We start from the raw sequence: 23,036 nt of genomic DNA on the forward strand, positions 1-23,036 counted from the left end.
TTGAAAGGTGGTATCCGCCAACGGGATTCGTTTCCCGTGGCGGATACTTGTCGGATCCGGTCAGGCCTGGGAGGCCAACCACTCGTTCACCCGGCGCTCGGCCTCCTCCCTCGGCACGTCCTCGACCTTGGTCAGCACCGCCCAGCGGTGCCCGAACGGATCGATCACCACGCCGAAGCGGTCGCCCGTGACGAAGGTCTGCGGCTCCTCGACCTTGCGCGCGCCGTGTTCGGCGGCGCGGGCGATGACGCCGTCGACGTCGGGACAGTAGTGCACGATCGAGGTGTGCACCCATTCCCCGTTCGGGGCGAGCACGCCGTTGTCCGGGATGGGCATGCCGAGTTGCAGGGTGGAATCGCCGAACTTCAGCTCGGCGTGCGCGGGTTGCCCGTCGGGCAGATCGTTGCGGCTGATCACCTCGGCCCCGAAGACCGCGGAGTAGAAGTCGATGGCCTTGTTGCCGTCGGCGACGGCGAGGAAGCAGGTGATCGAGTGGTAGCCGTCGGCGATGGGGTTCACGGTGTTCGTCATGATGTCCACTCTCGTCGCGGGCGGCCCGCGGGTCTTGTAAGAACGCGACACCGAGCGGTATGAGGTTCGGCGATTTGGACAACACCCGGCAACCCATGGCGCAACCGCCGCGCAATCCCGTTGCGCCGCAGGATATGAAGGGCATTCTGCATCCCGACGAGCAGGCCAAGTTCCGCACGCTGCACCGGCTGCCACCCGGGCCGGAGGTGGGCCGGTTCGTCGAGTGGTATTGGTCGGTGCGCTGGGATCTCGGCGGCAGGCCGCCGTATCACGCCGAGGTGCTGCCGTACCCGAGCGTGAACCTGTCGTTCGAGCGAAGCACAACGCGCAGTGGCGGTTTCGTCAACGGTGTGTGCACGACGAAATATGTGCGCGAGCTCAGCGGGGCCGGGGAAACCTTCGGGGTGCGGTTCCGGGCCGGCGGTTTCGGGGCCTTCACCGGACTCGATGTCGGCGCCCTGCGGGACCGGGCGGTGCCGCTCGACGAGGTGCTGTCCGGGACGGACGGGCTGACCGAGCGCGTCCTCGCCGAACCGGCCGACACCGGCAGGCGGGCCGTCGTCGAGGACTTCCTGGCGAGCCGCCTCGTCGCCGACGATCCCAACTACGAGCTGGTGCTGCGCATCGTCGCGGCGATGGCCGCCGAACAGGAGCTGACCAGGGTCGATCAGGTGACCGATCGGTTCGGCGTCCCGGTGCGCACGCTGCAGCGGCTGTTCCGGCGCTACGTCGGCGCGAGCCCCAAATGGGTACTACGGCGCTACCGGTTGCAGGACGGCGCCGATCTGCTCGCCCGCGGACGAACAGAGGATCTGGCCGCGCTGGCTACCGAATTGGGCTACTTCGATCAGGCGCACTTCTCGCGGGAGTTCGCGGCGGAGGTCGGAATGGCCCCACTCGAGTACGCCAAAAATTCGCTACGGTCTCGGAATGAGGTTACGTCCAAGGTGATAACGGAAGCGAGATAGTTGCGAGTGCCTGTGCCCTGCCCACTCGTGACCCCGGATCAGCTGTCACCGCACCGCTTTTCGGCCTGGTTGCGGCCGATGACGCGTTAATATGGCCCGTCATTCCAGTGCGGAAAGGGTAGGTATGGACAACATCTGGGCGGCGATCATGGGCCTGTTCTTCGCGGGCTACGATCCGACACCCTGGTAAAGCCGGATCGGCCCGCCCTCGCCGCCGAACTCGTGCGCCGGGTCCGGGCCGATACCTTTTCGCTGTGACGAATATCCCACCACCGCAATCGTGTTCGCCGGATTTGTGCGGAATCACAGCGAGTCGAGCCGGTCGTAGGGTCGCCGCAGGTGGCTTGGGCCCCTCGGTCGGCAGCCATCAGGATGTGGTGTAAAAAGCCTGGACCATCCCGATGTGATGTGGCGCGATTTCTGTTGTTTCCGCACCGTTTGCCGCTATGGTCGGTCCCAGTCGCCACGCCGGTACACCCGTACACCGCCAGATGCGCCGGGCGCGGCACCCGACCCACGCATAGTTGGAGGACACATGACCGCCTACCGGACCATTGTCGTCGGTACCGATGGCTCGGACTCGTCGTATGTCGCCGTCGAGAAGGCCGCGGCGCTGGCGGCGGATTCGGGCGCGACCCTCGTTGTCGCCTGTGCGTACTACCCGACCGACGATCGCGATGTCGCCGCCGCGGCCGATGTGCTCAAGGAGGAGGCCTACCAGGTCCGCGGGTCCGCGCCGACCAACGACATCCTGCGCACCGCCCGGGACAAGGCCGTCGCCGCCGGCGCGACCGATGTGGTGGAGAAGGCCGTGGTCGGCGAGCCGGTCGAATCGCTGCTGACGCTGGTCAAGGAGGTGGAGGCCGATCTGCTGGTGGTCGGTAACCGCGGCCTCAACACCATCACCGGCCGCCTGCTCGGTTCGGTGCCGTCCGATGTCGCGCGCAAATCGCATTCGGACGTGCTGATCGTGCACACCGTTCGCAAGTAGCCGGTCAGCTCAAAGTGCCCAGCACCGCTGGCAATTCGCCGGTGTGCACCACCGCCAACCGCTGCGTCGCGCGGGTGAGCGCCACATAGAGGTCGTTCAACCCGCGCGGCGATTCGTCTAGAATCCCCTGCGGCTCAACGAGATACACCGCGTCGAACTCCAGCCCCTTCACATCGTGCACGGTGAGCACCCGCACCGATTCGGCGGCCAGCGGGGCGAATTCACCGATCAGGGCATGCGGCGTGATCACCGCCGTGGTGCCCGGCCCATCCTCGGCGCCGACCAATTCCTTTACCGCACCGAGCAATTCGTCCGGCGCGACGCGGTGTGCCCGCGGCGGATTGCCGGATTCGCGCACCGAGCGCGGCGCTTCGGCCGCCGGGTCGATGGCGGCGAGCACATCGGCGGCGACCGCCATGATCTCCGCGGGTGTACGGTAGTTCACCGTCAGCTCGGTGAGCTTCCAGCGTTGCGCCACATAGGGTTCCAGCATCCGCCGCCATGACGAGGCACCCGCCGGGTCGCCGGTCTGCGCCACATCGCCCACCACGGTGATCCAGCGATTCGGGATGCGGCGCATGACCATTCGCCAGGCCATCTCCGAAAGTTCCTGTGCCTCGTCGACGATGACGTGTCCGTAGGTCCAGGTGCGGTCGCCCGCTGCGCGTTCGGCGGTGGTCTGGCGGGTGCGCACGTCCTGGCGTTCGGCGAGCTGACTGGCGTCGATCAGGTCGTAGGCCATCAGGATTTCCGGATCCAGTTCGTCCTCCAGATCCTGTGGGGCCGAACCGGTCAGGATGTCGAGCGCGTCCTGCGCCTCGGCCAGCTGAGCCCGCCAGCGGCGGCGTGCCCGCTCCCGCTCCTCGGTGTCGTCGACGCCGAGCAGTTCCGCGAGCTCATCCAGCAGGGGTGCGTCGGCGGCGGCGAATTCGCCGTTGTCGGGGCGCACCAGCTCGGCGCGATCGGCCGCGGACATACCGCTCGCCGCGCGGTCCAGGCGCTTGGGGTCGGCGAGCAGATCGGCGAGCACCTCCTGCGGGGAGAGGATGGGCCACAGCTTGCCGATGGCCGCCTGCACCTCGGGATCGGCGCGCATCTCGTCCCGGATCTCGGTGAGATCGGCCGAGCTGAGCAGGGATTGGCCGCCGGACAAATCGGCGCCCATGGTCTGGGCCAGCTGATCGGTGAGCGCGTCGATCACCGAGGCGGCGAAGATCGGGCGGGCCAGATTGTGCGGCCTGCGCGAGGAGCGGGCCCGGCCGCGGGCCTTGGTGACGATCTTGCGGTCCATGACGACCTCGTAGCCGTCGAAACGCAGCCGGATCGGCTCGGCGGGCACCTCCTGCCGGTCGCGCACCGCCTGCTTGAGCACCTCGAGGATGGCCAGTGAACCCTTGATCTCGCCGGCCCGCAGCGAATCCTCGCGGGTGGCCTTCACACCCGGGTACAGATCGCCGATGGTGGACAGCAGCACACCGGTCTCGCCGAGTGAGGGCAGCACCTGGCCGATGTAGTCGAGGAAGGTGGCATTCGGCCCGATGATCAGCACACCGGCCTTGGCCAGCTGCTGGCGGTAGGTGTAGAGCAGGTAGGCGGCGCGGTGCAGGGCCACCGCGGTCTTGCCGGTACCCGGGCCGCCCTGCACCACCAGCACGCTCTTGTGCTCGGAGCGGATGATCGCGTCCTGCTCGCTCTGGATGGTCTCCACGATGTCGTTCATGTGGCCGGTGCGGGCCGCGTTGAGCGCGGCGAGCAGCGCGCTCTCGCTGCCGACGCCGCCGTCGCCCCCGCTGACTCCGGCCGCGTCGGCGGCCGCCAGATCCAGGTATTCGTCGTTGACGGCGGTGACACGGCGATTGCGCGAGCGGATATGCCTGCGCCGCGTCACGCCGTCGGGCGCCGCGGTGGTCGCCAGGTAGAACGGCCGGGCCAGCGGCGCCCGCCAGTCGAGCAGCAGGGTGGCGTAATCGTTCGCCTCGTCGAGGATGCCGAGCCTGCCGATATAGCGTGGGCCCTCGCCGTCCTGCTCCGCCTCGAGATCGATGCGGCCGAAGCACAGACCGTGTTCGGCCGCATCGTATTTGGCCAGATCCTCGCTGTAGAGCTGGGTGAACGATTCGCGCTCGCTGCGCGCCTGCGGGGTGCCGCCGGTCTCCAACAGCACGGTGCGCAGCCGGTTCCTGGCGTAGTCGCGCATGGCGTCGAGCCGGTCGTACAAGACCGATAGGTAGGCCTGCTCCTGGTCCAGCTCGCTCCCGGTGCCGGGCCGCTCGGCGGGATCCACCGCGGCACGGTCCTGACTGAGGTCGGGCAAACTGATCTCCTTGTCACCGCGAATGAGCCGGGCGCGGGCGCGCGCTCGTGAACAGAGTTGTCGAGTTTACTGCCGCTGCGCCGTGCTCGCCGTAACGCCAGGTCGGGCCGTCGGATCCGGCACCGATGACACCGGGTCGAAATGCCAGACCTCCGGGAACGGATCGTAGAAGTGATGCAGCAGTTCTTTCCAGCGCAGATATTCCGGCGATCCGCGGAAGCCCTCCGTGTGATCGCTCAACCGATCCCATTCCACCAGCAGCAGATACGTGCCGGGGCGCTCGACACAGTGCGAAAGTGACAGCCCGCGGAAGCCGGGCATCGCCGAAATGATATGCCGCGCTTCGGCGAACGCGGCCTCGAAGTCGGCCGTCGCGTCGGGGCGGACCGGGAGTAAAGCGTGTTCGATGATCACCGGACGATCTTCGCAGGATCAGGAGGCGTGGGTGCTGTTCGGCCTGCGCCCGCCGCCGACGGTGCCGTCCCGGTGACCGGACGGCTTGGCGCGGTACATGGCCAGATCGGCGTCGTGCAGCACGGCCTCCGGGGTGCGCTGATCGCCCGGGGTGAGCGCGGTGACCCCGATCGACGCGTTCACCTCGATGCGGTGCCCCCGCGCGATGATCGGGTCGGCCATGGTCGAACGCAGCCGGTGCACCAGCGCGTCGATATCGACGAGCCGGGACCGGCCGGACAGCAGCACCAGGAATTCGTCGCCGCCCAGCCGCCCGACCAGATCGTCGGCGCGGAGGGCGCGTTGTAGGCGTTGGGCCACGATCTGTAGCACCGTATCGCCGATGGCGTGGCCGAGGGTGTCGTTGATCGCCTTGAAACCGTCCAGGTCGATGAACAGCACGGTGGAAACGGGTAGGTCGGCGCTGCTGGCCAGCGCGGCGGCCAGCTGGGAAAGGATGAGCGAGCGGTTGGCCAGCCCGGTGAGCGAATCGTGGGTCGCCTGGTACTCCAATTGTCTACGGCTGGCCCGGAATTCGGTGATGTCGGCGAACGACGACACCGCCGAGGAGTCCGGGTCGTCCGGGTTTAGCAGCCTGCTGCTGCCCGACAGCCACCGGCGCTGGCCGTCGGCCCGGTCGACGCCGAAGACATATCCGGTGACGGTCTCGCCGGTGGCCAGGGTGCGCGCCATCGGATGCCGGGAGGGCGGCAGCGGCTGAGCGTTGGCGTCGAGCAGGGTCAGCGGCAGCGTCTGGATGGCCCGGCCGATCAGATCGGCGTCATCGATGTCCTCGGTGCCGAAGATGCGTTTGGCGGCCGGGTTGATCGATTCGATCCTGCCCTCGGTGTCGACCACCACCACACCCTCCTCCAGCTGCGACACCACGGTGGTGAAGTGCTGTTCGGCGCGCCGCTGCGCGGCCTCGGCCAACCGCTGCGCCGTCAGGTCGTGGATGACCACCTGGTAGGCGAGGTGGTCGTGCCATGCCGTGAGCACCGACACCGTCTCCACCTGGATCTTCACCCCGTCCAGCCGCAGCAGCGTCATTTCGGTGGGATCGGAGGCGGCGCCCTTGGTGGTCAGCCTGCTGATCCGGTCCAACATGCCGGGGATGGACGCGGAGTCGACGAATTTGGTCAGCGGCTGCCCGACGAGCTCGTCGGCGGAGGAGGCGCGGAACATGCGGACGGTAGCGGGGTTGACGTAGACGACGATGCCGCGCTCGTGGACGCAGATGCCGTCCGGGGTGTGCTCGACCAGGGATCGGTAGCGTTCGGCCAGCTGTTCCGCGGCGCCGACGGTGGCCGCCGCATTGTCCTCTCCCACTTCAACCCCCGATCGTCGACCCGTTCATGGCCATTGGAACACGGGATTATTCTTGTATCGACGTGTACAAGATCACGCCGTCGACGTTATCGCCTCGATCACACTCCGGGCACTTCATCGGGCTCCGTCCGGTGATCATTACAAGGACCCGGATCTCTAGTAGATGATGTCGGATCGGTCCATGATCGGTCCATTGGAGCCGGCGAAGGAGCGAGGCCATGCCGGGCGCCATCCCGAAAACCGAACTGAAACATCAAGATCATATGACGATTACCGGCATCGGTGTCGTCAGCGGTTACGGCTGGGGACGGGACGCGCTGTGGCAGGGTTTGCTGAGCGGTAAGTCGGCGGCGGTAGTGCAACCGGGCTACGGTCCGCGGCGCGACGAGAACGCCTGGGTGGCGTTGGTTCCGGACGGTGGCGACCCGGCGGTGAGCCCCAGCCGCTACGGGCGGGCAATGCACGAATCGGCGCGCGAGGCGATCGATGACGCGCTGGAGCGCGGCTGGCGGCCCGGGCGCACCGTGGGACTGGTGCACGCGATCGTGCTCGGTGACGTGGTGAATTGGCGCGACTTCTACCTCGTCGACCACGGCCACCGCCGCTCCCGCGACTATTTGCGGCTGCTGCCGTCCACGCCGATCTCGGTGTTGTTGCAGGAGTACGGTTTTCACGGCCCGGCGATCAATATCTCGGCCGCGTGCAGCTCCGGCAACGTCGCGCTGATCACCGCGAAGATGTGGCTGGACGCGGGTATCGCCGATGATGTGGTGTGCCTGGCCACCGATATGTCGGCGACGCCGGACATGGTGGAGCATTTCGTCCGGCTCGGCGCGTCGGTGGCCGATGTCGAACCGCTGGACGGGTGCCGCCCCTTCCAATTGGGGAGCCGCGGATTCGGTATGGGGGAGGCGTCGGTGGCGTTCGTGCTGAGCCGCGATACCGCGCAGCCGTATGTGCGGGTGCTCGGGGGAGCCATGACCAACGATGCCTATCACGTGGTTTCGGTCGATCCGGCGCACACCCAGATCTTCGAATGCGCGAGCCGGGCGCTGGCCGACGCGCGGGTCGACGTCGAGGATGTGCGCTACTTCAACGCGCACGGTACCGGAACCCGGCAGTGCGATCTCGCCGAACGCGACCTGATGGCGAATTTCTTCCATGAGAGCCCGCACGTGTACGCGCTGAAACCCCTTGCGGGACACTGCCAGGGCGCGGCCGCCGGAGTGGAGGTCGCCGCCGCCGCGCTCGGCTACGACCGCGGCACCGTGCCCGCCGCGCCGATCGTCGCGCCCGCGCATCCGCGGCTGCTCGACGGCCCCTCCCCGTTCGAGGGCGGGATCACGGCCAAGCTGTCGCTGGGGATGGGCGGCAATAATTCGATGGTCGTGCTGGGACCGGTTTAGCGCACCTTCCATGGCCGGATTCAGTCCGGCTCGCCCGTGGGCAGCGGCACCGACCAGCGCAGCCGGGTGCCGGGGAAGCCCTCCAGATCCTGGGCGCCGGGCCCGAGAGTGAAAGTGCCGTCGGCCTTTTCGGCGCGCTGCTCCAGATTGCGCAGGCCGCTGCGGATGACGTGGTTCGGGATGCCCCAGCCGTTGTCGGTGACCACGATGGTCAGATCGTCGGCGACGGCGATCTCCACCGAGACGGTGTCCGCGCCGGAGTGCCGCACGGCATTGCTCACCGCCTCGCGGACCACGGCTTCGGCGTGGTCGGCCAGTTCCGGATCGAGCACCGACAGCGGGCCGTTGACCTGGATGGTGGCGCGCAGCGCGGTGTCGGCGGTCTGCTGTTTGATCGCGTATTCGAGGCGCTGCTGCAGCCCGCCCTGTCCGTCGTGGCCGCCGTGCAGATCGAAGATCGAGGTGCGGATATCCTGCACCACATCCTGCAGGTCGGAGATCACCGTCGAAAGTCGTTGGCGCACTTCGGGAACGCGCGCCTTGGGCAGCGTGCCCTGCAGGGTGAGCCCGATCGCGAACAACCGCTGGATGACATGGTCGTGCAGATCGCGGGCGATGCGGTCGCGGTCGGCGATGATATCGATATCGCGCATCCGGCGCTGGGTGGTGGCGAGCTGCATCGCCAGCGCCGCCTGATCGGTGAAAGCCGCGGTGAGCTCCAGCATTTCATCGGAGTACGGCGCCGAGCCCGCGGGCCGCACGGTGACGAGCACGCCGAGCGTCGCATCCGGCGTGCACAGCGGCAGGATCAGCGCCGGGCCGGTATCATCAAGGGGCACACCGAGATTCAGCGCCTCGACGGTATCCGAGCGCAGTGCGGTGCGCCGGGTGAACGCCTCGCCGAGCACCGTGCCGCCGATTCGCACCGCGTCGAGTGCCCGCGGGGGCTCGGGGCCGGACCACTGGGTTATCGTCAAGTGGGTCACCGGATCCGGCTCGGTGGCGCTGGCCAGGAACGACCGATACGACCCGGTCAGCATGCGGGCGTGCTCGACGACGTGCGCGAGCACCCGGTCCGGATCGGGTTCGGCGAGGAATTCGGTGGCGATATCGCGGGTCGCCTCGATCCACGCCTGCCTGGTGCGGGCGGATTCGTATAGTCGCGCGTTGTCCACCGCGATACCGGCCGCGGCGGCCAACGCCTGCACCAGCACCTCGTCGTCCTCGGTAAACGGTTGTCCGCCTGCCTTTTCCGTGAGATAGATGGCGCCGAACACCTCGTCGCGGATGCGCACCGGGACGCCGAGGAAACTGTGCATCGGCGGATGATGTGGCGGAAAGCCAACGGAGGCAGGGTGTTTCGTCAGGTCGTCGAGGCGCAGCAGCGTCGGCTCGTCGAAGACGACGCCGAGTACGCCGTGCCCCTGCGGCGCCGCGCCGATCCGCTCCCTGATCCGGTCGTCCATCCCCTCGTCGATGAACTGGACCACCTGCCGGTCGTGTCCGAGCACCGCGAGCGCGCCGTACCGCGCGTCGACCAAATTCGTTGCGGTGCGCACGATCGCGGTGAGCGTCTCGTCCAGATCCAGGCCGGAGGTGACCGTCAGCATCGCCTCGACGAGACCGGCCATCCGGTCGCGCGAATCGATGATGATCTCGACGCGTTCCTTGACCTCGGTGAGCAATTCGCGCAGACGCAGTTGCGAGAGCGTGTCGCGCACCGAGTAGGGACCGGTGTTGTACTCCTCGGTCATGTCGGATCCCCTGCATAGCCGGCGCTGAACAGCGCCTCCGCCAGTCTAGTTCGCCGATCGGGGACTTTCGGCCCTGTTCGCGGTGGCATTGCGGTGATGGCATGGGCGCATGATTTCGACGCGGACGCTGGAACCCGAACTAGCCGTCACCACCCGGGGCGCGGTGCCGCCGCGGGATGTCACCAGGGCGGTGCGCGCGATCGGGTTGATCCTGCGTCGTCACCGGCTCGACAGCTCGGTGCGGGTTCGCGTCACCGCATCCGAGGGCGCCGACGAACAGACCTTGGTACAGGCCAACATTCGCTTTCGCGGTGCGCCGAGCCGGGTGCAGGTGAGCGGTCCGCGCGGGTTCGCGGTGACCTTCGCCGCCGAACGGCTGGACCGGCAGATCGCCAGGCTGGCCACCAGGAAGTCGCGGGAGTGGCCGGATCCGGCGCGGCCGCCGCTGGCCAGGGTCACCGAACCGCGCCCGATCACCCGGCGCAAGACCTGTGCGCTGCTCACCGGAACGCCCGCCGAGGCCACTTCGGTGCTCGACGCGATGGATTACGACGCTTATCTGTTCACCGACGCCGAAACCGGTGAGGACGCCGTCGTGCACTGGGCGGATCCGTTGGGTGTGCGGCTGATCCGTCAGCGCGACACCTCGGCGCCGCGGGCGGTGCCGAATTCCCTTCCGGTGACGGTACATCCGGAATCGGCCCCGACACTGTCCGAGCGGTCCGCGGCGGAGCGCCTGTGCCGAGCGGGTCTGCCGTTCGTATTCTTCACCGACGCCGAGAGCGGCCGGGGCCGACTGCTGTACCGCCGCTACGACGGCGATCTGGCTGTCGTTACGGCGGGCCGCCACACCGTTCGATCATGAATCGCTAGGCCTCGCGGAGTTTGGAGGCCAGCACCGCGGCCTGGGTGCGCCGTTCCATGCCCAGTTTGGCCAGCAGGCGGGAGACATAGTTCTTGACGGTCTTTTCGGCCAGGAACATTCGCGCGGCGATCTGCCGGTTCGTCAGGCCCTCGCCGAGCAGGGCGAGCAGTCTGCGTTCTTGATCGGTGAGTCCGGCCAGGGCGCCGTCGCTCTCGGTGCTGCGGCGCAGCCGTTCCCGAAGTGTGATCGCGGCACGGGTATCCAATAACGACCGACCGGTACCAATTTGTTTGATTGCCTCGGCCAGTTCCATACCCTTGATATTTTTTACGACGTAACCGCTGGCGCCCGCCAGGATCGCGTCCATCATCGCCTGTTCGTCGGTATAAGAGGTCAGGATCAGGCAGCGCAGGCCATCGAATTCGGCCAGTAGATCCCGGCAGAGTTCGATGCCGTTGCCGTCGGGTAGTCGGACGTCCAATACGGCGACATCGGGACGCAGTGCGCGAATGCCGGTCATTGCCTGGGCGACATCCCCCGCTTGCCCGATCACATCGAGTTCCGGATCGCCGTCGAGCAGATCGATCAGGCCGCGTCGCACGATTTCATGGTCGTCCACCAGGAAAACACTGATCACGCCCGGCCTCCCGCCTTTTGTCTTTTCGCACGTCCGGCGGCCGACTTCGCCGCGCTGCATTGTTTTGCCGGACCGCACTCCGTTCAAAGTAGTCGTCGCGGGGTATCCGCACCACTGAAAAGTCCGGAAAACCGAAGCCGACCAGGAGGTTCCGAGTATGATTGCAATGAAGTCGATCAGAGAGGGCTTTGGGGCAGTGCGGCCAGACGGGCCCGTGAACGAGGTTCCTCCCATGAAGTATTCAGCTACTTTAGATTTCGGCGCGGTCTTCGGATTTTCGCAAATCTGTCCGGGTTGTGGATCCGCCGCCATTCGACGTTCTCCCTATCGGGAGTTGTTGCACTGCACCGTTTGCGGTGCGGAATGGGGTCCTCCGAGTGCGGTTTCGGAGGACGTCGACGACGAGCAACCCCGATGAGGATCGGGCTGATCGTCCCACCCTGGGTCCCGGTACCCCCGCCTGCCTACGGCGGTACCGAAGCGGTGGTTGGAAATCTGGCGGAGGGTTTGAAAACCCTCGGGCACGATGTACATCTCTTCACCGTCGGTGATTCCACCTGCCCGGTGCACCGGTATCACATCTTCGACCACCCGACGGCGCAAATCGGCGTCGGGGAGGCGGAATTGATGCATGTGCTCGCCGCCTACGACGCACTCGCGGATATGGACATCATTCACGACCACACCTCGCTCGGCCCGTTCATCGGGGCGGGCGCGGACGGTCCGCCGGTGGTGGTGACCAATCACGGGCCCTTTACACCGATGCGTCAGGAATTATTCCGGTCGATGGCGCGGACCGCGCATATCATCGCGATCTCCGAATCGCAACGACAGGCGGCGGGCACCGTGCCCATCTCGGCCGTCATCCATCACGGAATCGATTTGAACGCATACAGATACGGGCCCGGTGGCGGCGGCTACCTGGTGTTCGTCGGCCGGATGAATCCGGAGAAAGGGGTGCACCGAGCCGTGCAGGTGGCGCGGTTGGCGCGGCGGAAACTGGTGTTGATCACCAAGATCCGCGAACCCGCCGAGCGGGCCTACTACACTGAGCGCGTGCGTCCACTCATGGGACCTGACGACCCCGAACCCCGCGAACTGCCGCTGGAGCCACGCGTCGAGGTGGTGCGGCATGCCGATGCGCTGATCAACCCGATCGAATGGCCCGAACCATTCGGTCTGGTGATGGCGGAGTCATTGGCTTGCGGCACACCGGTACTCGCCTTCCCCAACGGCGCCGCGCCCGAGATCGTCGAGCACGGGCGCACCGGATTCCTGTGCCGCGACGCCGACGCCATGGTCGACGCGCTGGATCAGGTGCACCTGCTCGATCGGCGCGACTGCCGCGACGCGGCCGAACGCCGATTCGGGCGGCTGCGGATGGCGCGCGATCACGAACGGCTATACCGAACAATCCTGACGGGCGAACGGACGAGCCGGGCGGTCGAGCCCGCACCGGTTTCGTGACGCGGCCGTGGGGTGACGGCGCGGATACCGGGACACCGGCCGCGCTCGGCGGTGGCGTGACGCTGGTGGAGGGTTCCACCTTCTGCATCAGCGAAACCGGCGGCACCGTCAGCGCGGACCGGCCCGAGGGTCTGTTCGTGCGCGACACCAGGGTGCTTTCGCACTGGCGGTTGACGGTGGACGGTCAAGTGCCGCAAGCGCTTACCGTGCAATACGCCGCGCCGTACAGTGCGACCCTGCTGGCCAGGACCATGCCGAGGGCGGGCCGGGCCGACAGTACGGCGCTGGTCATCGTCGGACGGCACGTCGGCGACGGGATGCGCGAAGACTTGATCGTGCGCAACCTGTCCGCCGAGCCGATGCGCTCCACGGTGGTGCTCGCGGTGGACGCCGATTTCGCCGACCTGTTCGAGGTGAAGGAGGGTCGCGCGGGCGAAGGCGTGCACACCGACACCAGGAGCGGTGCGGGCGCGGTGCAGATCAGCAGGCCGGAGCTGCAGCTGGCGGTGACCGTCAGCGGCTCCGGCGCGCATGCGCACGACCGCGAATTGCGTTGGGAGATAGAGCTTCCCGGGCGCGGGGAGTGGACCGCCTGCATCGAGTACCTGCCCGCGTTCGACGCCGACGCGCAGGAGCCGCGCTATCCGTGCGGCTCCCCGGTGAGCCGCAGCGCACCCGCGCAACGACTGCGGGAGTGGTACGAGAATTCGCCCACCGTGCACACCGAGGACGAGACGCTGGCCGCGGTGCTGCAGCGCACCGTCGTCGACCTCGGCGCGCTGCGGATCTTCGATCCGGATCATCCGGAGCGCGCGGTGGTCGCCGCGGGCGCGCCGTGGTTCATGGCGCTGTTCGGCCGCGACTCGCTGCTCACCTCGTGGATGGTGCTGCCGCTGGACCGCCGGTTGGCGGTCGGCACGCTGCAGAGCCTCGCGGGCTTGCAGGGCAACAGGATTCGCACCGCCACCGAGGAGGAGCCGGGACGCATCCCGCACGAGGTGCGGTTCGGCCGGGCGGCGACGCTCCTGCTCGGCGGCGATACCGTGTACTACGGAACCGCCGATGCCACACCGCTTTTCGTCATGCTGCTCGGCGAGCTGCACCGCTGGGGCCTGGACGCGAAGACCCGCGACGAACTGCTCCCGCACGCCGACCGGGCGCTGGAATGGATCGAGAAGTACGGCGACGTGGACGGCGACGGATTCGTCGAATACGCCCGCGCCGCCGAACACGGGCTGGCCAATCAGGGCTGGAAGGATTCCTGGGACGGTGTGAATTTCGCGGACGGCGCCATCGCGACCGCGCCCATCGCCCTGGCCGAGGTGCAGGGTTACGTCTACGCCGCGTACATGGCGCGCGCGACGCTGGCCTCCGGCGTCGGCGATCACACGCTGGCCGAGCGGTGGCGGGCCAAGGCCGCCGCGCTGAAGACGGCGTTCAACGAAACCTTCTGGCTGCCGGAAAAGGGCTGGTACGCAATCGGTTTGGATCGCGACAAGCGGCCGATCGACGCGCTCACCTCGAATATCGGGCACTGCCTGTGGACCGGGATCGTCGACGGTGACAAGGCCGGACAGGTCGCCGACCGGCTGCTCTCCCCGGAAATGTTCAGCGGCTGGGGAATTCGCACACTGGCCACATCGATGGGCGCGTACAACCCGGTCAGCTACCACAACGGGTCGGTGTGGCCGCACGACAACGCGATCTGCGCCGCCGGGCTCATGCGCTACGGATACACCGAGCACGCCACCCGGGTGGTCGACGCGGTACTCGACGCCTCCACCCGATTCGGGTATCGGCTCCCGGAACTGTTCTGCGGTTTCGATCGCGCCGAATTCGACGTGCCGGTGCCATATCCCACCTCCTGTTCACCGCAGGCGTGGGCCGCCGCCGCGCCGCTGCTGTTCCTGCGGACGCTGCTGCGGCTGGAACCGAGCGTGCCCGAGGGGGTGCTGTCGGTCGCACCGGTGGTGCCGGAGCGGTATCTGCCGTTGAGCGTCAGCGGGTTGCGGGTCGGGTCGAACGCGTTGACGGTGTACGTGGATGCCGAGGGATGGCATGTGCGTGGGTTGTCCGGTGATCTGCGGCGCGCCGACCATTGAATTGGAGTGTCAGGACACGGCCGTGTCATCTGACGAGTAGCCGGTCGCGCCTGTCGTAGTGCTCCGATAGCCTCGTCGCATGGGGAAGGACGAGGAGTTCGAGGCGCGCATCAGCGCATTGGAAGGGGAGGTCGCGATGCTTCGGCGAGTGGAGGAGGAGATTCCGGCGCTGCGGCGGGAAACCGTGGAGGCCGTACGCAATGCGTCGGCGGCGCAAGTTTTGGCTCAGGCCGCCGATCGTGATGCGGCGGATGTGCGTGTCGTGTTGCGCGGTCAGCAGCGATTGCTGAACGCGTTGCGCGAGACACAGGTGGAACAGGGCCAGAAGATAGATGGGCTCTTATCGCGCATGGGTGACTTGGATGCGCGCGTCGATGGGCTGGAGCACGAGATGCGTGCCGGTTTCTCGATGACCCACACCGGCATGGCGCAGATCACGGCGATGTTGACCATCTTGATGAATCGTGAAGACGAAGGGCAACCGAACGAAGCCGGAGCAGAACGAGCGCAGGGAGGCGATTCAGCCGAATGAATCTGCGCTGGTAGAAAGCCCGTGACCACTTCGCCGGGCGTTGTGGCGGTCACCTCGTCGCGGCGCCCGGCGAAACTTGTCGGTGGGTCGGCCTAGCATGGCGCGCGGGGGACTGTCCGGACGATGAACACGATTGGGAAGGGACGGCCGGTGGCGGAACGCCTCACTGTGCGCGGAGCTCGGGAACACAACCTGAAGGGGGTCGATATCGATCTGCCCCGCGACAGCCTCATCGTGTTCACCGGGCTGTCCGGCTCGGGCAAATCCAGCCTCGCCTTCGACACGATCTTCGCCGAGGGGCAGCGCCGCTACGTCGAATCGCTGTCCGCGTACGCCCGCCAGTTCCTCGGTCAGATGGACAAGCCGGATGTCGACTTCATCGAGGGTCTCTCGCCCGCGGTCTCCATCGATCAGAAATCGACCAACCGGAACCCGCGCTCCACCGTCGGCACCATCACCGAGGTCTACGACTACCTGCGTCTGCTCTACGCGCGCGCGGGCACGCCGCATTGCCCGGTGTGCGGTGAGTTCATCGCCAAGCAAACCCCGCAGCAGATCGTCGACCAGGTGCTCGCCATGGAGGAGGGCATCAAGTTCCAGGTGCTCGCGCCGGTGGTGCGCACCCGCAAGGGCGAATTCGTCGATCTGTTCGATCAGCTGAATTCACAGGGTTATTCGCGCGTGCGGGTCGACGGCGTCGTCTACCCGCTGACCGATCCGCCCAAGCTGAAGAAGCAGGAGAAGCACGACGTCGAGGTGGTGGTGGACCGCCTCCAGGTGAAGCCGAATTCCAAACAGCGCCTGACGGATTCGATCGAAACGGCGCTGCGGCTCGCCGACGGCATCGTGGTGCTCGACTTCGTCGACCGCGACGAGCACGCACACGATCGGGAGCGCCGCTTCTCCGAGCGGCTGGCCTGCCCGAACGGCCATCCGCTCGATATCGAGGATCTGGAACCGCGTTCGTTCTCCTTCAACTCGCCATACGGCGCCTGCCCGGACTGCACCGGCCTCGGCATCCGCAAGGAGGTGGACCCGGATCTGGTGGTCCCCGATCCGGAGCTCAGCCTCAACGATGGCGCGATCGCGCCGTGGTCGCGCGGGCAGACCGCCGAATACTTCACCCGCCTGCTGTCCGGACTCGCCGAATCGATCGGGTTCTCCATGGATACGCCGTGGCAGGATTTGCCCGCCAAGGCGCGCAAGGCCGTGCTGGAGGGCAGCTCCGATCAGGTGCACGTCTCCTACACCAACCGCTACGGCCGGAAGCGTTCGTACTACGCCGATTTCGAGGGCGTGATGCCGTTCCTGCAGCGGCGCATGGAGAGCACCGAATCCGAGCAGATGAAGGAGCATTACGACGGGTACATGCGGGATATCCCGTGCCCCGTCTGCAAGGGTGCGCGGCTGCGGCCGGAGATCCTCGCGGTGACGCTGTCCGCCGACGGTGGCCGCAAATCCATTGCCGACGTGAGCGATCTGTCCATCGGCGACTGCTCGAAATTCCTCAACGCGCTCACCCTCGACGATCGGCAGGCCGCCATCGCGGGTCAGGTGCTCAAGGAGATCCAGGCCCGGCTCGGCTTCCTGCTCGACGTCGGCCTGGAATACCTGTCGCTGTCCCGCGCCGCCGCCACCCTGTCCGGCGGTGAGGCGCAACGCATCCGGTTGGCCACCCAAATCGGCTCGGGTTTGGTCGGTGTGCTGTATGTGCTGGACGAGCCGTCGATCGGCCTGCATCAGCGGGATAACCGCCGCCTCATCGAAACCCTCACCCGGCTGCGCAATCTCGGCAATACGCTGATCGTCGTCGAACACGACGAGGACACCATCCGCGCCTCCGACTGGGTGGTCGATATCGGCCCGCTGGCCGGCGAGCACGGCGGCCAGGTGGTGCACAGCGGCACGTACCAGGATCTGCTCACCCACCCGAATTCGCTTACCGGCGCCTATCTTTCGGGTCGTGAGCGGATCGAGGTGCCGCTGGTACGCCGCCCGGTGAACAAGAAGCGCCAGCTCACCGTCGTCGGCGCCAACGAGCACAACCTGCGGGGCATCGATATCTCGTTCCCGCTCGGCGTGCTCACCTCGGTCACCGGTGTTTCCGGCTCCGGTAAGTCGACGCTGGTCAACGACATCCTGGCCACCGTGCTGGCCAATCGGCTCAACGGCGCGCGTCAGGTGCCGGGGCGGCACACCAGGGTGAACGGCCTCGACCACCTGGACAAGCTGGTCCAGGTGGACCAGTCGCCGATCGGCCGCACCCCGCGCTCGAACCCGGCCACCTACACCGGCGTTTTCGACAAGATCCGCACCCTGTTCGCGGCCACCACCGAGGCCAAGGTGCGCGGCTATCAGCCGGGGCGGTTCTCGTTCAACGTGAAAGGTGGCCGCTGCGAGGCGTGTTCGGGTGACGGCACGCTGAAGATCGAGATGAACTTCCTGCCGGACGTCTACGTGCCGTGCGAGGTGTGCCACGGCGCCCGGTACAACCGGGAGACCCTCGAGGTGCACTACAAGGGTAAAACCATCGCCGAGGTGCTCGATATGCCCATCGAGGAGGCGGCCGAATTCTTCGAGCCGGTCACCTCGATCCATCGTTACCTCAAGACGCTGGTCGATGTCGGGCTCGGTTACGTCCGGCTCGGCCAGAGCGCGCCGACGCTGTCGGGCGGTGAGGCGCAGCGGGTGAAGTTGGCCGCGGAACTACAGAAGCGATCCACCGGACGCACCGTCTACATCCTCGACGAGCCGACCACCGGCCTGCACTTCGAGGACATCCGCAAACTGCTCACCGTGATCAACGGCCTGGTCGACAAGGGCAATACGGTCATCGTGATCGAACACAACCTGGACGTCATCAAGACCTCCGACTGGGTGATCGATATGGGGCCGGAGGGCGGATCCGGCGGCGGCACCGTGGTGGCCGAGGGCACCCCGGAGGATGTCGCCGAGAACGCGTCCAGCTACACCGGGCAGTTCCTGCGCGAGGTGCTGGCCCAGCCCGCCGCGCCGAAAAAGGTTGCGGCCAAGTCGGCTACGGCCAAGAAGACTGCGGCCAAGAAGGTTGCGTCCGCGGCCAAGGAGACGTCCGACGCCGCAGCCGCGGCCAAGGCGGCCAAGCGGGCATCGCGAAAGGCGGCCGCGCTGCGCTGATTCGGTTGACGGCGCCGTCCGGTGCGGGCGGCGCCACCGTATTTCTCAGCGGTTGGTGACCTGGTCGATCAGCTCGGCGAGCTCCTTCGGCCGGGAGAACTGCGGCCAGTGGCCGGTGGGCAGTTCGAGATAGTCGGCGTCGATCCGCCGCAATTCGTCGAACAGCCAGGAAGGTTCGCTCGATTGCAGTTCCCGCCGAACCTGTTCCGGGGTGAACGTGCAGCAGATGACCGTCGACGGGATCGTCAACCGGTCGGCGTGTTCGCTCAGCTTGAGCGGGACGGCCGCGATGGTGGCCGGTTCGGATATCGCGTTGGCGCGGAAGCGTTCGAGCATCGCCTCGTCGAGTCCATCGAGCACACCGGGCATTCGCTCGGTGAATTCGGCCCAGCTCGGCAGCTCCCATTCGCGTAGCGCCGGATCCAGCGCCGGATTCACCGCGAAACCCTCGTGCGCGGGCGCGGTGTCGACATAGACGACGCGCAGGAACCGCTCCGGGGCGATATCCGTTGCGAGATAACCGGTTACGGCCGCGCCACTGTGCAATACCAGGATCACCTGCTCGTCTTCGGACACCGCGTCGACGATGCCCTGCGCCTGCTCGTCCAGCGTGACGGTGAGCCGGTCCGGATCGGCCGGGTCCATACCGCGCGGGGTATGGGCGATCACCTCGTGCCCGCGGGCCCGCAGTTCGGCGGCCACCTCGTCCCATGCCCACGCGCCGAGCCAGAAACCTGGCACGAGCAGTATCCGAATTGTCATGATACCCCTGTCATTTCGGTTGATCCCTGCCTTGACCGGCTTATCTGCGGCGCCGAAATCGACGGGACGGGCGCGGTTCGCGGCCCACCGGGACACTTCGCGATGCACAACGAAACCTCAACCATGACACCGTTCATGGCGGACATCGTCGTCGCGGATAGCTCTCGAACCCACATATTTCCATCGATTGCCAAGTGCCGCAGGAATTTCGATGGACATAGCCGGTTGCTGTCCAAGGTATTTCGTGGCTACCGCGACCTCGGCGCGAACTGTTCGAAATGCGGGCTTATCAGTAGACGGGGCCGGTGTACTTCTCGCCGGGGCCCTTGCCGGGCTCGTCCGGATGCGCGGAGGCCTCGCGGAACGCGCGCTGCAGCGACTGCAGCCCCTCGCGGATGGGTCCGGCGTGCGGCCCGAGGTATTCCACCGACGCGGTGACCAGTCCGGCCAGTGCCGTGATGACCCGGCGGGCCTCGTCGAGATCGCGGTGCGGGCTGTTGTCCGGATCCGGATCGGCCAGGCCGAGCTTCTCCGCCGCCGAACTCATCAGCATCACCGCGGCCCGGCTGATCACCTCGACCGAGGGGATATCGGCAAGTTCGCGAACATCGGCGTCACTCATGTCCATGAGCATGGCAAAAGGATGCGCGGACGGCGTGGCCGGGCCGCCGATTCGGCGATAGCGGACGTGAATGTTAGACTATCCGGCGACGACCGCCCCAGGCTTGCTTGGGGCATATAAGTGGAGCCCGACTCCCACCGTTGCCGGCGAGCGATCGTACAGGTCAAACGGTCCGGTCACCCGCCCTTCCGGGGGCGGGTTTCTTGTGCGAGGGATTCTCGATGGAGATCCGCGACGCGCGAGGATCGCGAATGCGGTCGACCGGTCGACATCGGGCCCCGAGGCGGCGAAATACCGCACCGGGGCCTTTGTGTTGAACAAGGGGTTGCAGTTATTGCGTGCGGTCGTTAGACGACACCGCTTGACCTAGGAGGCCCCATCAGCACTGAGACCCGCATCAACGATCGCATCCGCGTTCCCGAGGTTCGACTCATCGGACCTGGCGGCGAGCAGGTTGGGATCGTGCGTGTTGAAGATGCACTACGCGTCGCCATGGAGGCGGATCTCGACCTGGTCGAGGTCGCTCCGGATGCACGTCCACCGGTCTGCAAGATCATGGACTACGGCAAGTTCAAGTACGAGACGGCGCAGAAGGCGCGCGAATCGCGAAAGAACCAGCAGCAGACCGTGATCAAGGAGCAGAAGCTCCGCCCGAAGATCGACGACCACGACTACGAGACCAAGAAGGGCCACGTACTGCGCTTCTTGGAGGCCGGGTCGAAGGTCAAGGTGACGATCATGTTCCGCGGTCGTGAGCAGTCCCGGCCCGAGCTCGGGTTCCGGTTGTTGCAGCGACTGGCCTCCGACGTCGCCGAACTGGGTTTCGTCGAAACTTCGGCCAAGCAGGACGGCCGAAATATGACCATGGTCCTCGCACCGCACAAGGGTGCGAAGACGCGGGTGAAGGCACAGCAGGCGGCCACGACCCGGCCGGGCTCCGCGCCCGCCGCGGCGGAGGCCCCGGCCACCGAGGCCGAGTCGGCCACCCCGCAGTAATACCGATCAGCACCGGCGGTCGGCGACGACCGCCGGCACGACAGATATGAGGAATCCATGCCGAAGATGAAGAGCCACAGCGGCGCCTCGAAGCGTTTCAAGGTTTCGGGCCGTGGCAAGCTGCTGCGCCAGCAGGCGAACCGTCGCCACCTGTTCGAGCACAAGCCAAGCCGCCGGACTCGTCGTCTGGACGGCACGGAGGTCGTCGCGAAGGCCGACGTCTCCCGCGTGAAGAAGCTGCTCGGTATCTGACGCGCACAGCGCGGCACCACCGAACAGCACACCGCGCCGGAACTTCCGGCATTCCCGACCAACTCTCGGGCGCCCAGCGCCCCCAGATCGACAGGACTGACCAGTGGCACGCGTCAAAAGGGCCGTGAACGCTCAGAAGAAGCGCCGTTCCATCCTCGAGGCCTCCAAGGGTTACCGCGGGCAGCGCTCGCGGCTGTACCGCAAGGCCAAGGAGCAGCAGCTGCACTCGCTCACCTACGCCTACCGGGACCGCCGGGCGCGCAAGGGTGACTTCCGCAAGCTGTGGATCGCCCGCATCAACGCGGCGGCCCGCGCCAACGACATCACCTACAACCGCTTCATCCAGGGCCTGAAGGCCGCGGGTGTCGAGGTCGACCGCAAGATCCTGGCCGAGCTCGCCGTCTCCGACGCCGAGGCGTTCGCCGGCCTGGTCGCGGTGGCCAAGGCGGCGCTGCCGCAGGACGTCAACGCGCCTGCCGCCTGATCCGGCCTGCGTGACGACAAAACATCCGGAACGACCCGCGGACGCGCTCTCCGAGCGCAATCCGCGGGTCGTTTCCGCTGTCAAGCTCCATCGTGCGGCGCAGCGCCGCAAGACCGGGCTCTTTCTCGCCGAGGGCGCGAATTCCGTTGCGGCGGCGCTGGATACCGAGCGGGTCGCGGAGCTGTTCTACACCGTCGGCGCCGCGGCGCGGGAGACCGAGCTGGTGGCGGGCGCCGCGGCGGCGGGGGTGCGCACCACGCTGGTGAGCGACCGGGCCGCGCAACAGCTGGGGGAGACGGTGACGCCGCCCGGGCTCGTCGCGGTCTGCCATCAGGTGGATGTGCCGCTGGCACAGGTACTTTCCGGTGCGCCGGGCATGCTGGCCGTGCCGGTCGAGATCGCCGATCCGGGTAACGCGGGCACGCTCATCCGGGTGGCCGACGCGGTCGGCGCGAACGGTGTGGTGCTGGCCGGTGATTCGGTGGATCCGCACAATGGGAAGTGCGTAAGGTCTTGTGCCGGAAGCCTTTTCCATGTTCCGGTGGCCCGGGAACGCGATATCGACGCGGTGCTGACCGGTCTGCGTTCGGCGGGGATCACCGTATTGGCCACCACCGCGAAAGGTGAAGTGGATCTCGACAATTCGGACGAGATCCTGCGCGGGCCGGTGGCCTGGCTGTTCGGCAACGAGGCGCACGGCCTCGACCCGGAGGTGGCCGCGCGCGCCGATCATCGAGTGCGGATCCCGATTCACGGGCGCGCCGAAAGTCTGAATCTGGCCGCCGCCGCGGCCATCTGCCTGTACGCGAGCGCACGGGTCCAGCACGCCGAATAGTTCCGCGGTTCGTTCGCGGGGTGCGGTGCCATGCCGACTATGTTGTGCGGATGGACAGGCGTCGCGTGTTCGGCATCGCCCGGGTCGGTGGGCATATGTGTTGGTGGGTCTTCGTGGTGGCGATGCTGATCGGCGGCGGGTTCACCTGGCTCGGCGCCGAGGCGCGGCGGGCCGGATTCGCCGGTGTGGGGAGTGAATGTGGTTGGCGGACAAGTGGGTTCGTGGCCGGTGTGCCGCGTCGATACGCCGACTACCTGCCCAATGATTCGATCAATGTGCTGACCGAGCCCGCCACCTACGGGTTGATCGCCTTCGGTCTCGTGGTGCTGGCGGCGGTGGTCGAAGCGGTGCTGTGCCGTCGACTGGTGGCCGGACTGGTCACGGTCGCGGTGCCATTGGTCTCCGGGGTGGGGATCGCCTTCGCCGCGCATGGATTGGGCGCGGGTCTGGAATTCACGCCGATCCTCACCTTGGTGATCGTGCTCGCGGCGGTCGCGCTGCGCGAGGTATGGATGAGGGCGTTCGCGCCTGCGGTCCCGATGCCAGGACCAGAGCGCAGCGGGGAGGGCGCGTAGGCGTA

General features: G+C 67.0%; 21 protein-coding genes. 13 read left to right on the forward strand and 8 right to left on the reverse strand.

Annotated features, from left to right (window positions below; all coding sequences use genetic code 11):
- Window positions 1–60: 60 nt before the first annotated feature.
- Complete coding sequence (locus tag LGY53_RS27055; protein ID WP_225729529.1) at window positions 61–531, reverse strand: VOC family protein; 471 nt, start codon at window positions 529–531, stop codon at window positions 61–63.
- Between the two features lie 59 nt (window positions 532–590).
- On the opposite strand from LGY53_RS27055, the gene LGY53_RS27060 reads away from it, so the two are divergent.
- Window positions 591–1,499, forward strand: coding sequence for a helix-turn-helix domain-containing protein (locus LGY53_RS27060; RefSeq protein ID WP_225729530.1), 909 nt, complete (start codon window positions 591–593; stop codon window positions 1,497–1,499).
- A gap of 535 nt (window positions 1,500–2,034) precedes the next feature.
- The gene (locus LGY53_RS27065) at window positions 2,035–2,490 is read left to right on the forward strand and encodes a universal stress protein (protein ID WP_167473985.1); all 456 of its coding nucleotides are present in this window, start codon (window positions 2,035–2,037) and stop codon (window positions 2,488–2,490) included.
- A 4-nt stretch (window positions 2,491–2,494) separates the two neighbouring features.
- On the opposite strand, the gene LGY53_RS27070 is transcribed toward LGY53_RS27065, so the two are convergent.
- The 3 genes from LGY53_RS27070 to LGY53_RS27080 all read right to left on the reverse strand — a co-directional run bounded on the left by LGY53_RS27070 (window position 2,495) and on the right by LGY53_RS27080 (window position 6,586).
- Window positions 2,495–4,774 (reverse strand): ATP-binding domain-containing protein, encoded by a 2,280-nt coding sequence (locus LGY53_RS27070; RefSeq protein WP_225729635.1) that lies wholly within the window; start codon window positions 4,772–4,774, stop codon window positions 2,495–2,497.
- A gap of 96 nt (window positions 4,775–4,870) precedes the next feature.
- The gene (locus tag LGY53_RS27075; RefSeq protein WP_225729531.1) at window positions 4,871–5,218 is read right to left on the reverse strand and encodes an antibiotic biosynthesis monooxygenase; all 348 of its coding nucleotides are present in this window, start codon (window positions 5,216–5,218) and stop codon (window positions 4,871–4,873) included.
- A gap of 18 nt (window positions 5,219–5,236) precedes the next feature.
- The gene (locus tag LGY53_RS27080; protein WP_225729532.1) at window positions 5,237–6,586 is read right to left on the reverse strand and encodes a diguanylate cyclase domain-containing protein; all 1,350 of its coding nucleotides are present in this window, start codon (window positions 6,584–6,586) and stop codon (window positions 5,237–5,239) included.
- A gap of 218 nt (window positions 6,587–6,804) precedes the next feature.
- On the opposite strand from LGY53_RS27080, the gene LGY53_RS27085 reads away from it, so the two are divergent.
- Window positions 6,805–7,992 (forward strand): beta-ketoacyl synthase N-terminal-like domain-containing protein, encoded by a 1,188-nt coding sequence (locus LGY53_RS27085; RefSeq protein WP_225729533.1) that lies wholly within the window; start codon window positions 6,805–6,807, stop codon window positions 7,990–7,992.
- A 20-nt stretch (window positions 7,993–8,012) separates the two neighbouring features.
- On the opposite strand, the gene LGY53_RS27090 is transcribed toward LGY53_RS27085, so the two are convergent.
- Entirely contained in the window at window positions 8,013–9,746 is a 1,734-nt protein-coding gene (locus tag LGY53_RS27090; RefSeq protein ID WP_225729534.1) for a GAF domain-containing sensor histidine kinase, read from the reverse strand.
- Between the two features lie 109 nt (window positions 9,747–9,855).
- Between LGY53_RS27090 and LGY53_RS27095 the strand changes: the two genes are divergently transcribed.
- Complete coding sequence (locus tag LGY53_RS27095; protein WP_225729535.1) at window positions 9,856–10,611, forward strand: sigma 54 modulation/S30EA ribosomal C-terminal domain-containing protein; 756 nt, start codon at window positions 9,856–9,858, stop codon at window positions 10,609–10,611.
- Window positions 10,612–10,615: 4 nt separating this feature from the next.
- Here LGY53_RS27095 and LGY53_RS27100 read toward each other — a convergent pair whose 3' ends face one another.
- The gene (locus LGY53_RS27100) at window positions 10,616–11,248 is read right to left on the reverse strand and encodes a response regulator transcription factor (RefSeq protein ID WP_225729636.1); all 633 of its coding nucleotides are present in this window, start codon (window positions 11,246–11,248) and stop codon (window positions 10,616–10,618) included.
- 414 nt (window positions 11,249–11,662) lie between these two features.
- Between LGY53_RS27100 and LGY53_RS27105 the strand changes: the two genes are divergently transcribed.
- The 4 genes from LGY53_RS27105 to uvrA all read left to right on the forward strand — a co-directional run bounded on the left by LGY53_RS27105 (window position 11,663) and on the right by uvrA (window position 18,505).
- Window positions 11,663–12,715, forward strand: a complete 1,053-nt coding sequence (locus LGY53_RS27105) for a glycosyltransferase family 4 protein (RefSeq protein ID WP_225729536.1) — start codon at window positions 11,663–11,665, stop codon at window positions 12,713–12,715.
- A complete protein-coding gene (locus tag LGY53_RS27110) occupies window positions 12,712–14,817 on the forward strand; it encodes a glycogen debranching N-terminal domain-containing protein (RefSeq protein ID WP_225729537.1) in 2,106 nt (701 codons plus the stop codon). Before LGY53_RS27105 ends, LGY53_RS27110 begins: the two co-directional genes overlap by 4 nt.
- Before the next feature lie 79 nt (window positions 14,818–14,896).
- Entirely contained in the window at window positions 14,897–15,349 is a 453-nt protein-coding gene (locus LGY53_RS27115; protein WP_225729538.1) for a hypothetical protein, read from the forward strand.
- A 150-nt stretch (window positions 15,350–15,499) separates the two neighbouring features.
- A complete protein-coding gene (gene uvrA / locus LGY53_RS27120; protein ID WP_225729637.1) occupies window positions 15,500–18,505 on the forward strand; it encodes an excinuclease ABC subunit UvrA in 3,006 nt (1,001 codons plus the stop codon).
- Between the two features lie 45 nt (window positions 18,506–18,550).
- Here uvrA and LGY53_RS27125 read toward each other — a convergent pair whose 3' ends face one another.
- Together LGY53_RS27125 and LGY53_RS27130 are read right to left on the reverse strand one after the other, a co-directional pair.
- Window positions 18,551–19,267, reverse strand: coding sequence for an alpha/beta fold hydrolase (locus LGY53_RS27125; protein ID WP_225729539.1), 717 nt, complete (start codon window positions 19,265–19,267; stop codon window positions 18,551–18,553).
- 289 nt (window positions 19,268–19,556) lie between these two features.
- On the reverse strand, window positions 19,557–19,895 hold the full coding sequence (locus LGY53_RS27130; protein WP_167479256.1) for a DUF1844 domain-containing protein: 339 nt from the start codon (window positions 19,893–19,895) through the stop codon (window positions 19,557–19,559).
- Between the two features lie 372 nt (window positions 19,896–20,267).
- On the opposite strand from LGY53_RS27130, the gene infC reads away from it, so the two are divergent.
- The 5 genes from infC to LGY53_RS27155 all read left to right on the forward strand — a co-directional run bounded on the left by infC (window position 20,268) and on the right by LGY53_RS27155 (window position 23,031).
- Complete coding sequence (gene infC, locus LGY53_RS27135; RefSeq protein WP_167479257.1) at window positions 20,268–20,885, forward strand: translation initiation factor IF-3; 618 nt, start codon at window positions 20,268–20,270, stop codon at window positions 20,883–20,885.
- A 57-nt stretch (window positions 20,886–20,942) separates the two neighbouring features.
- A complete protein-coding gene (gene rpmI / locus LGY53_RS27140) occupies window positions 20,943–21,137 on the forward strand; it encodes a 50S ribosomal protein L35 (protein ID WP_167473994.1) in 195 nt (64 codons plus the stop codon).
- A 103-nt stretch (window positions 21,138–21,240) separates the two neighbouring features.
- Entirely contained in the window at window positions 21,241–21,621 is a 381-nt protein-coding gene (rplT, locus tag LGY53_RS27145; RefSeq protein WP_120044844.1) for a 50S ribosomal protein L20, read from the forward strand.
- 10 nt (window positions 21,622–21,631) lie between these two features.
- Window positions 21,632–22,456 (forward strand): RNA methyltransferase, encoded by an 825-nt coding sequence (locus LGY53_RS27150; RefSeq protein WP_225729541.1) that lies wholly within the window; start codon window positions 21,632–21,634, stop codon window positions 22,454–22,456.
- Between the two features lie 50 nt (window positions 22,457–22,506).
- Complete coding sequence (locus LGY53_RS27155) at window positions 22,507–23,031, forward strand: hypothetical protein (RefSeq protein WP_225729542.1); 525 nt, start codon at window positions 22,507–22,509, stop codon at window positions 23,029–23,031.
- Window positions 23,032–23,036: the final 5 nt, after the last annotated feature.

This window comes from Nocardia sp. JCM 34519.1 (assembly GCF_020361265.1).
In the GTDB taxonomy this organism is placed as follows: domain Bacteria; phylum Actinomycetota; class Actinomycetes; order Mycobacteriales; family Mycobacteriaceae; genus Nocardia; species Nocardia arthritidis_A.

What these genes read in the sequence shown, in the direction of transcription:
- LGY53_RS27155 (WP_225729542.1), top strand. Translation starts at nt 22,507, where the DNA reads ATGGACAGGCGTCGCGTGTTCGGCATCGCCCGGGTCGGTGGGCATATG.
- LGY53_RS27060 (WP_225729530.1), top strand. Translation starts at nt 591, where the DNA reads ATGAGGTTCGGCGATTTGGACAACACCCGGCAACCCATGGCGCAACCG.
- LGY53_RS27085 (WP_225729533.1), top strand. Translation starts at nt 6,805, where the DNA reads ATGCCGGGCGCCATCCCGAAAACCGAACTGAAACATCAAGATCATATG.
- LGY53_RS27130 (WP_167479256.1), bottom strand. Translation starts at nt 19,895, where the DNA reads ATGGACATGAGTGACGCCGATGTTCGCGAACTTGCCGATATCCCCTCG.
- LGY53_RS27065 (WP_167473985.1), top strand. Translation starts at nt 2,035, where the DNA reads ATGACCGCCTACCGGACCATTGTCGTCGGTACCGATGGCTCGGACTCG.
- LGY53_RS27115 (WP_225729538.1), top strand. Translation starts at nt 14,897, where the DNA reads ATGGGGAAGGACGAGGAGTTCGAGGCGCGCATCAGCGCATTGGAAGGG.
- rpmI (WP_167473994.1), top strand. Translation starts at nt 20,943, where the DNA reads ATGCCGAAGATGAAGAGCCACAGCGGCGCCTCGAAGCGTTTCAAGGTT.
- LGY53_RS27095 (WP_225729535.1), top strand. Translation starts at nt 9,856, where the DNA reads ATGATTTCGACGCGGACGCTGGAACCCGAACTAGCCGTCACCACCCGG.
- LGY53_RS27055 (WP_225729529.1), bottom strand. Translation starts at nt 531, where the DNA reads ATGACGAACACCGTGAACCCCATCGCCGACGGCTACCACTCGATCACC.
- LGY53_RS27105 (WP_225729536.1), top strand. Translation starts at nt 11,663, where the DNA reads ATGAGGATCGGGCTGATCGTCCCACCCTGGGTCCCGGTACCCCCGCCT.
- LGY53_RS27125 (WP_225729539.1), bottom strand. Translation starts at nt 19,267, where the DNA reads ATGACAATTCGGATACTGCTCGTGCCAGGTTTCTGGCTCGGCGCGTGG.
- LGY53_RS27090 (WP_225729534.1), bottom strand. Translation starts at nt 9,746, where the DNA reads ATGACCGAGGAGTACAACACCGGTCCCTACTCGGTGCGCGACACGCTC.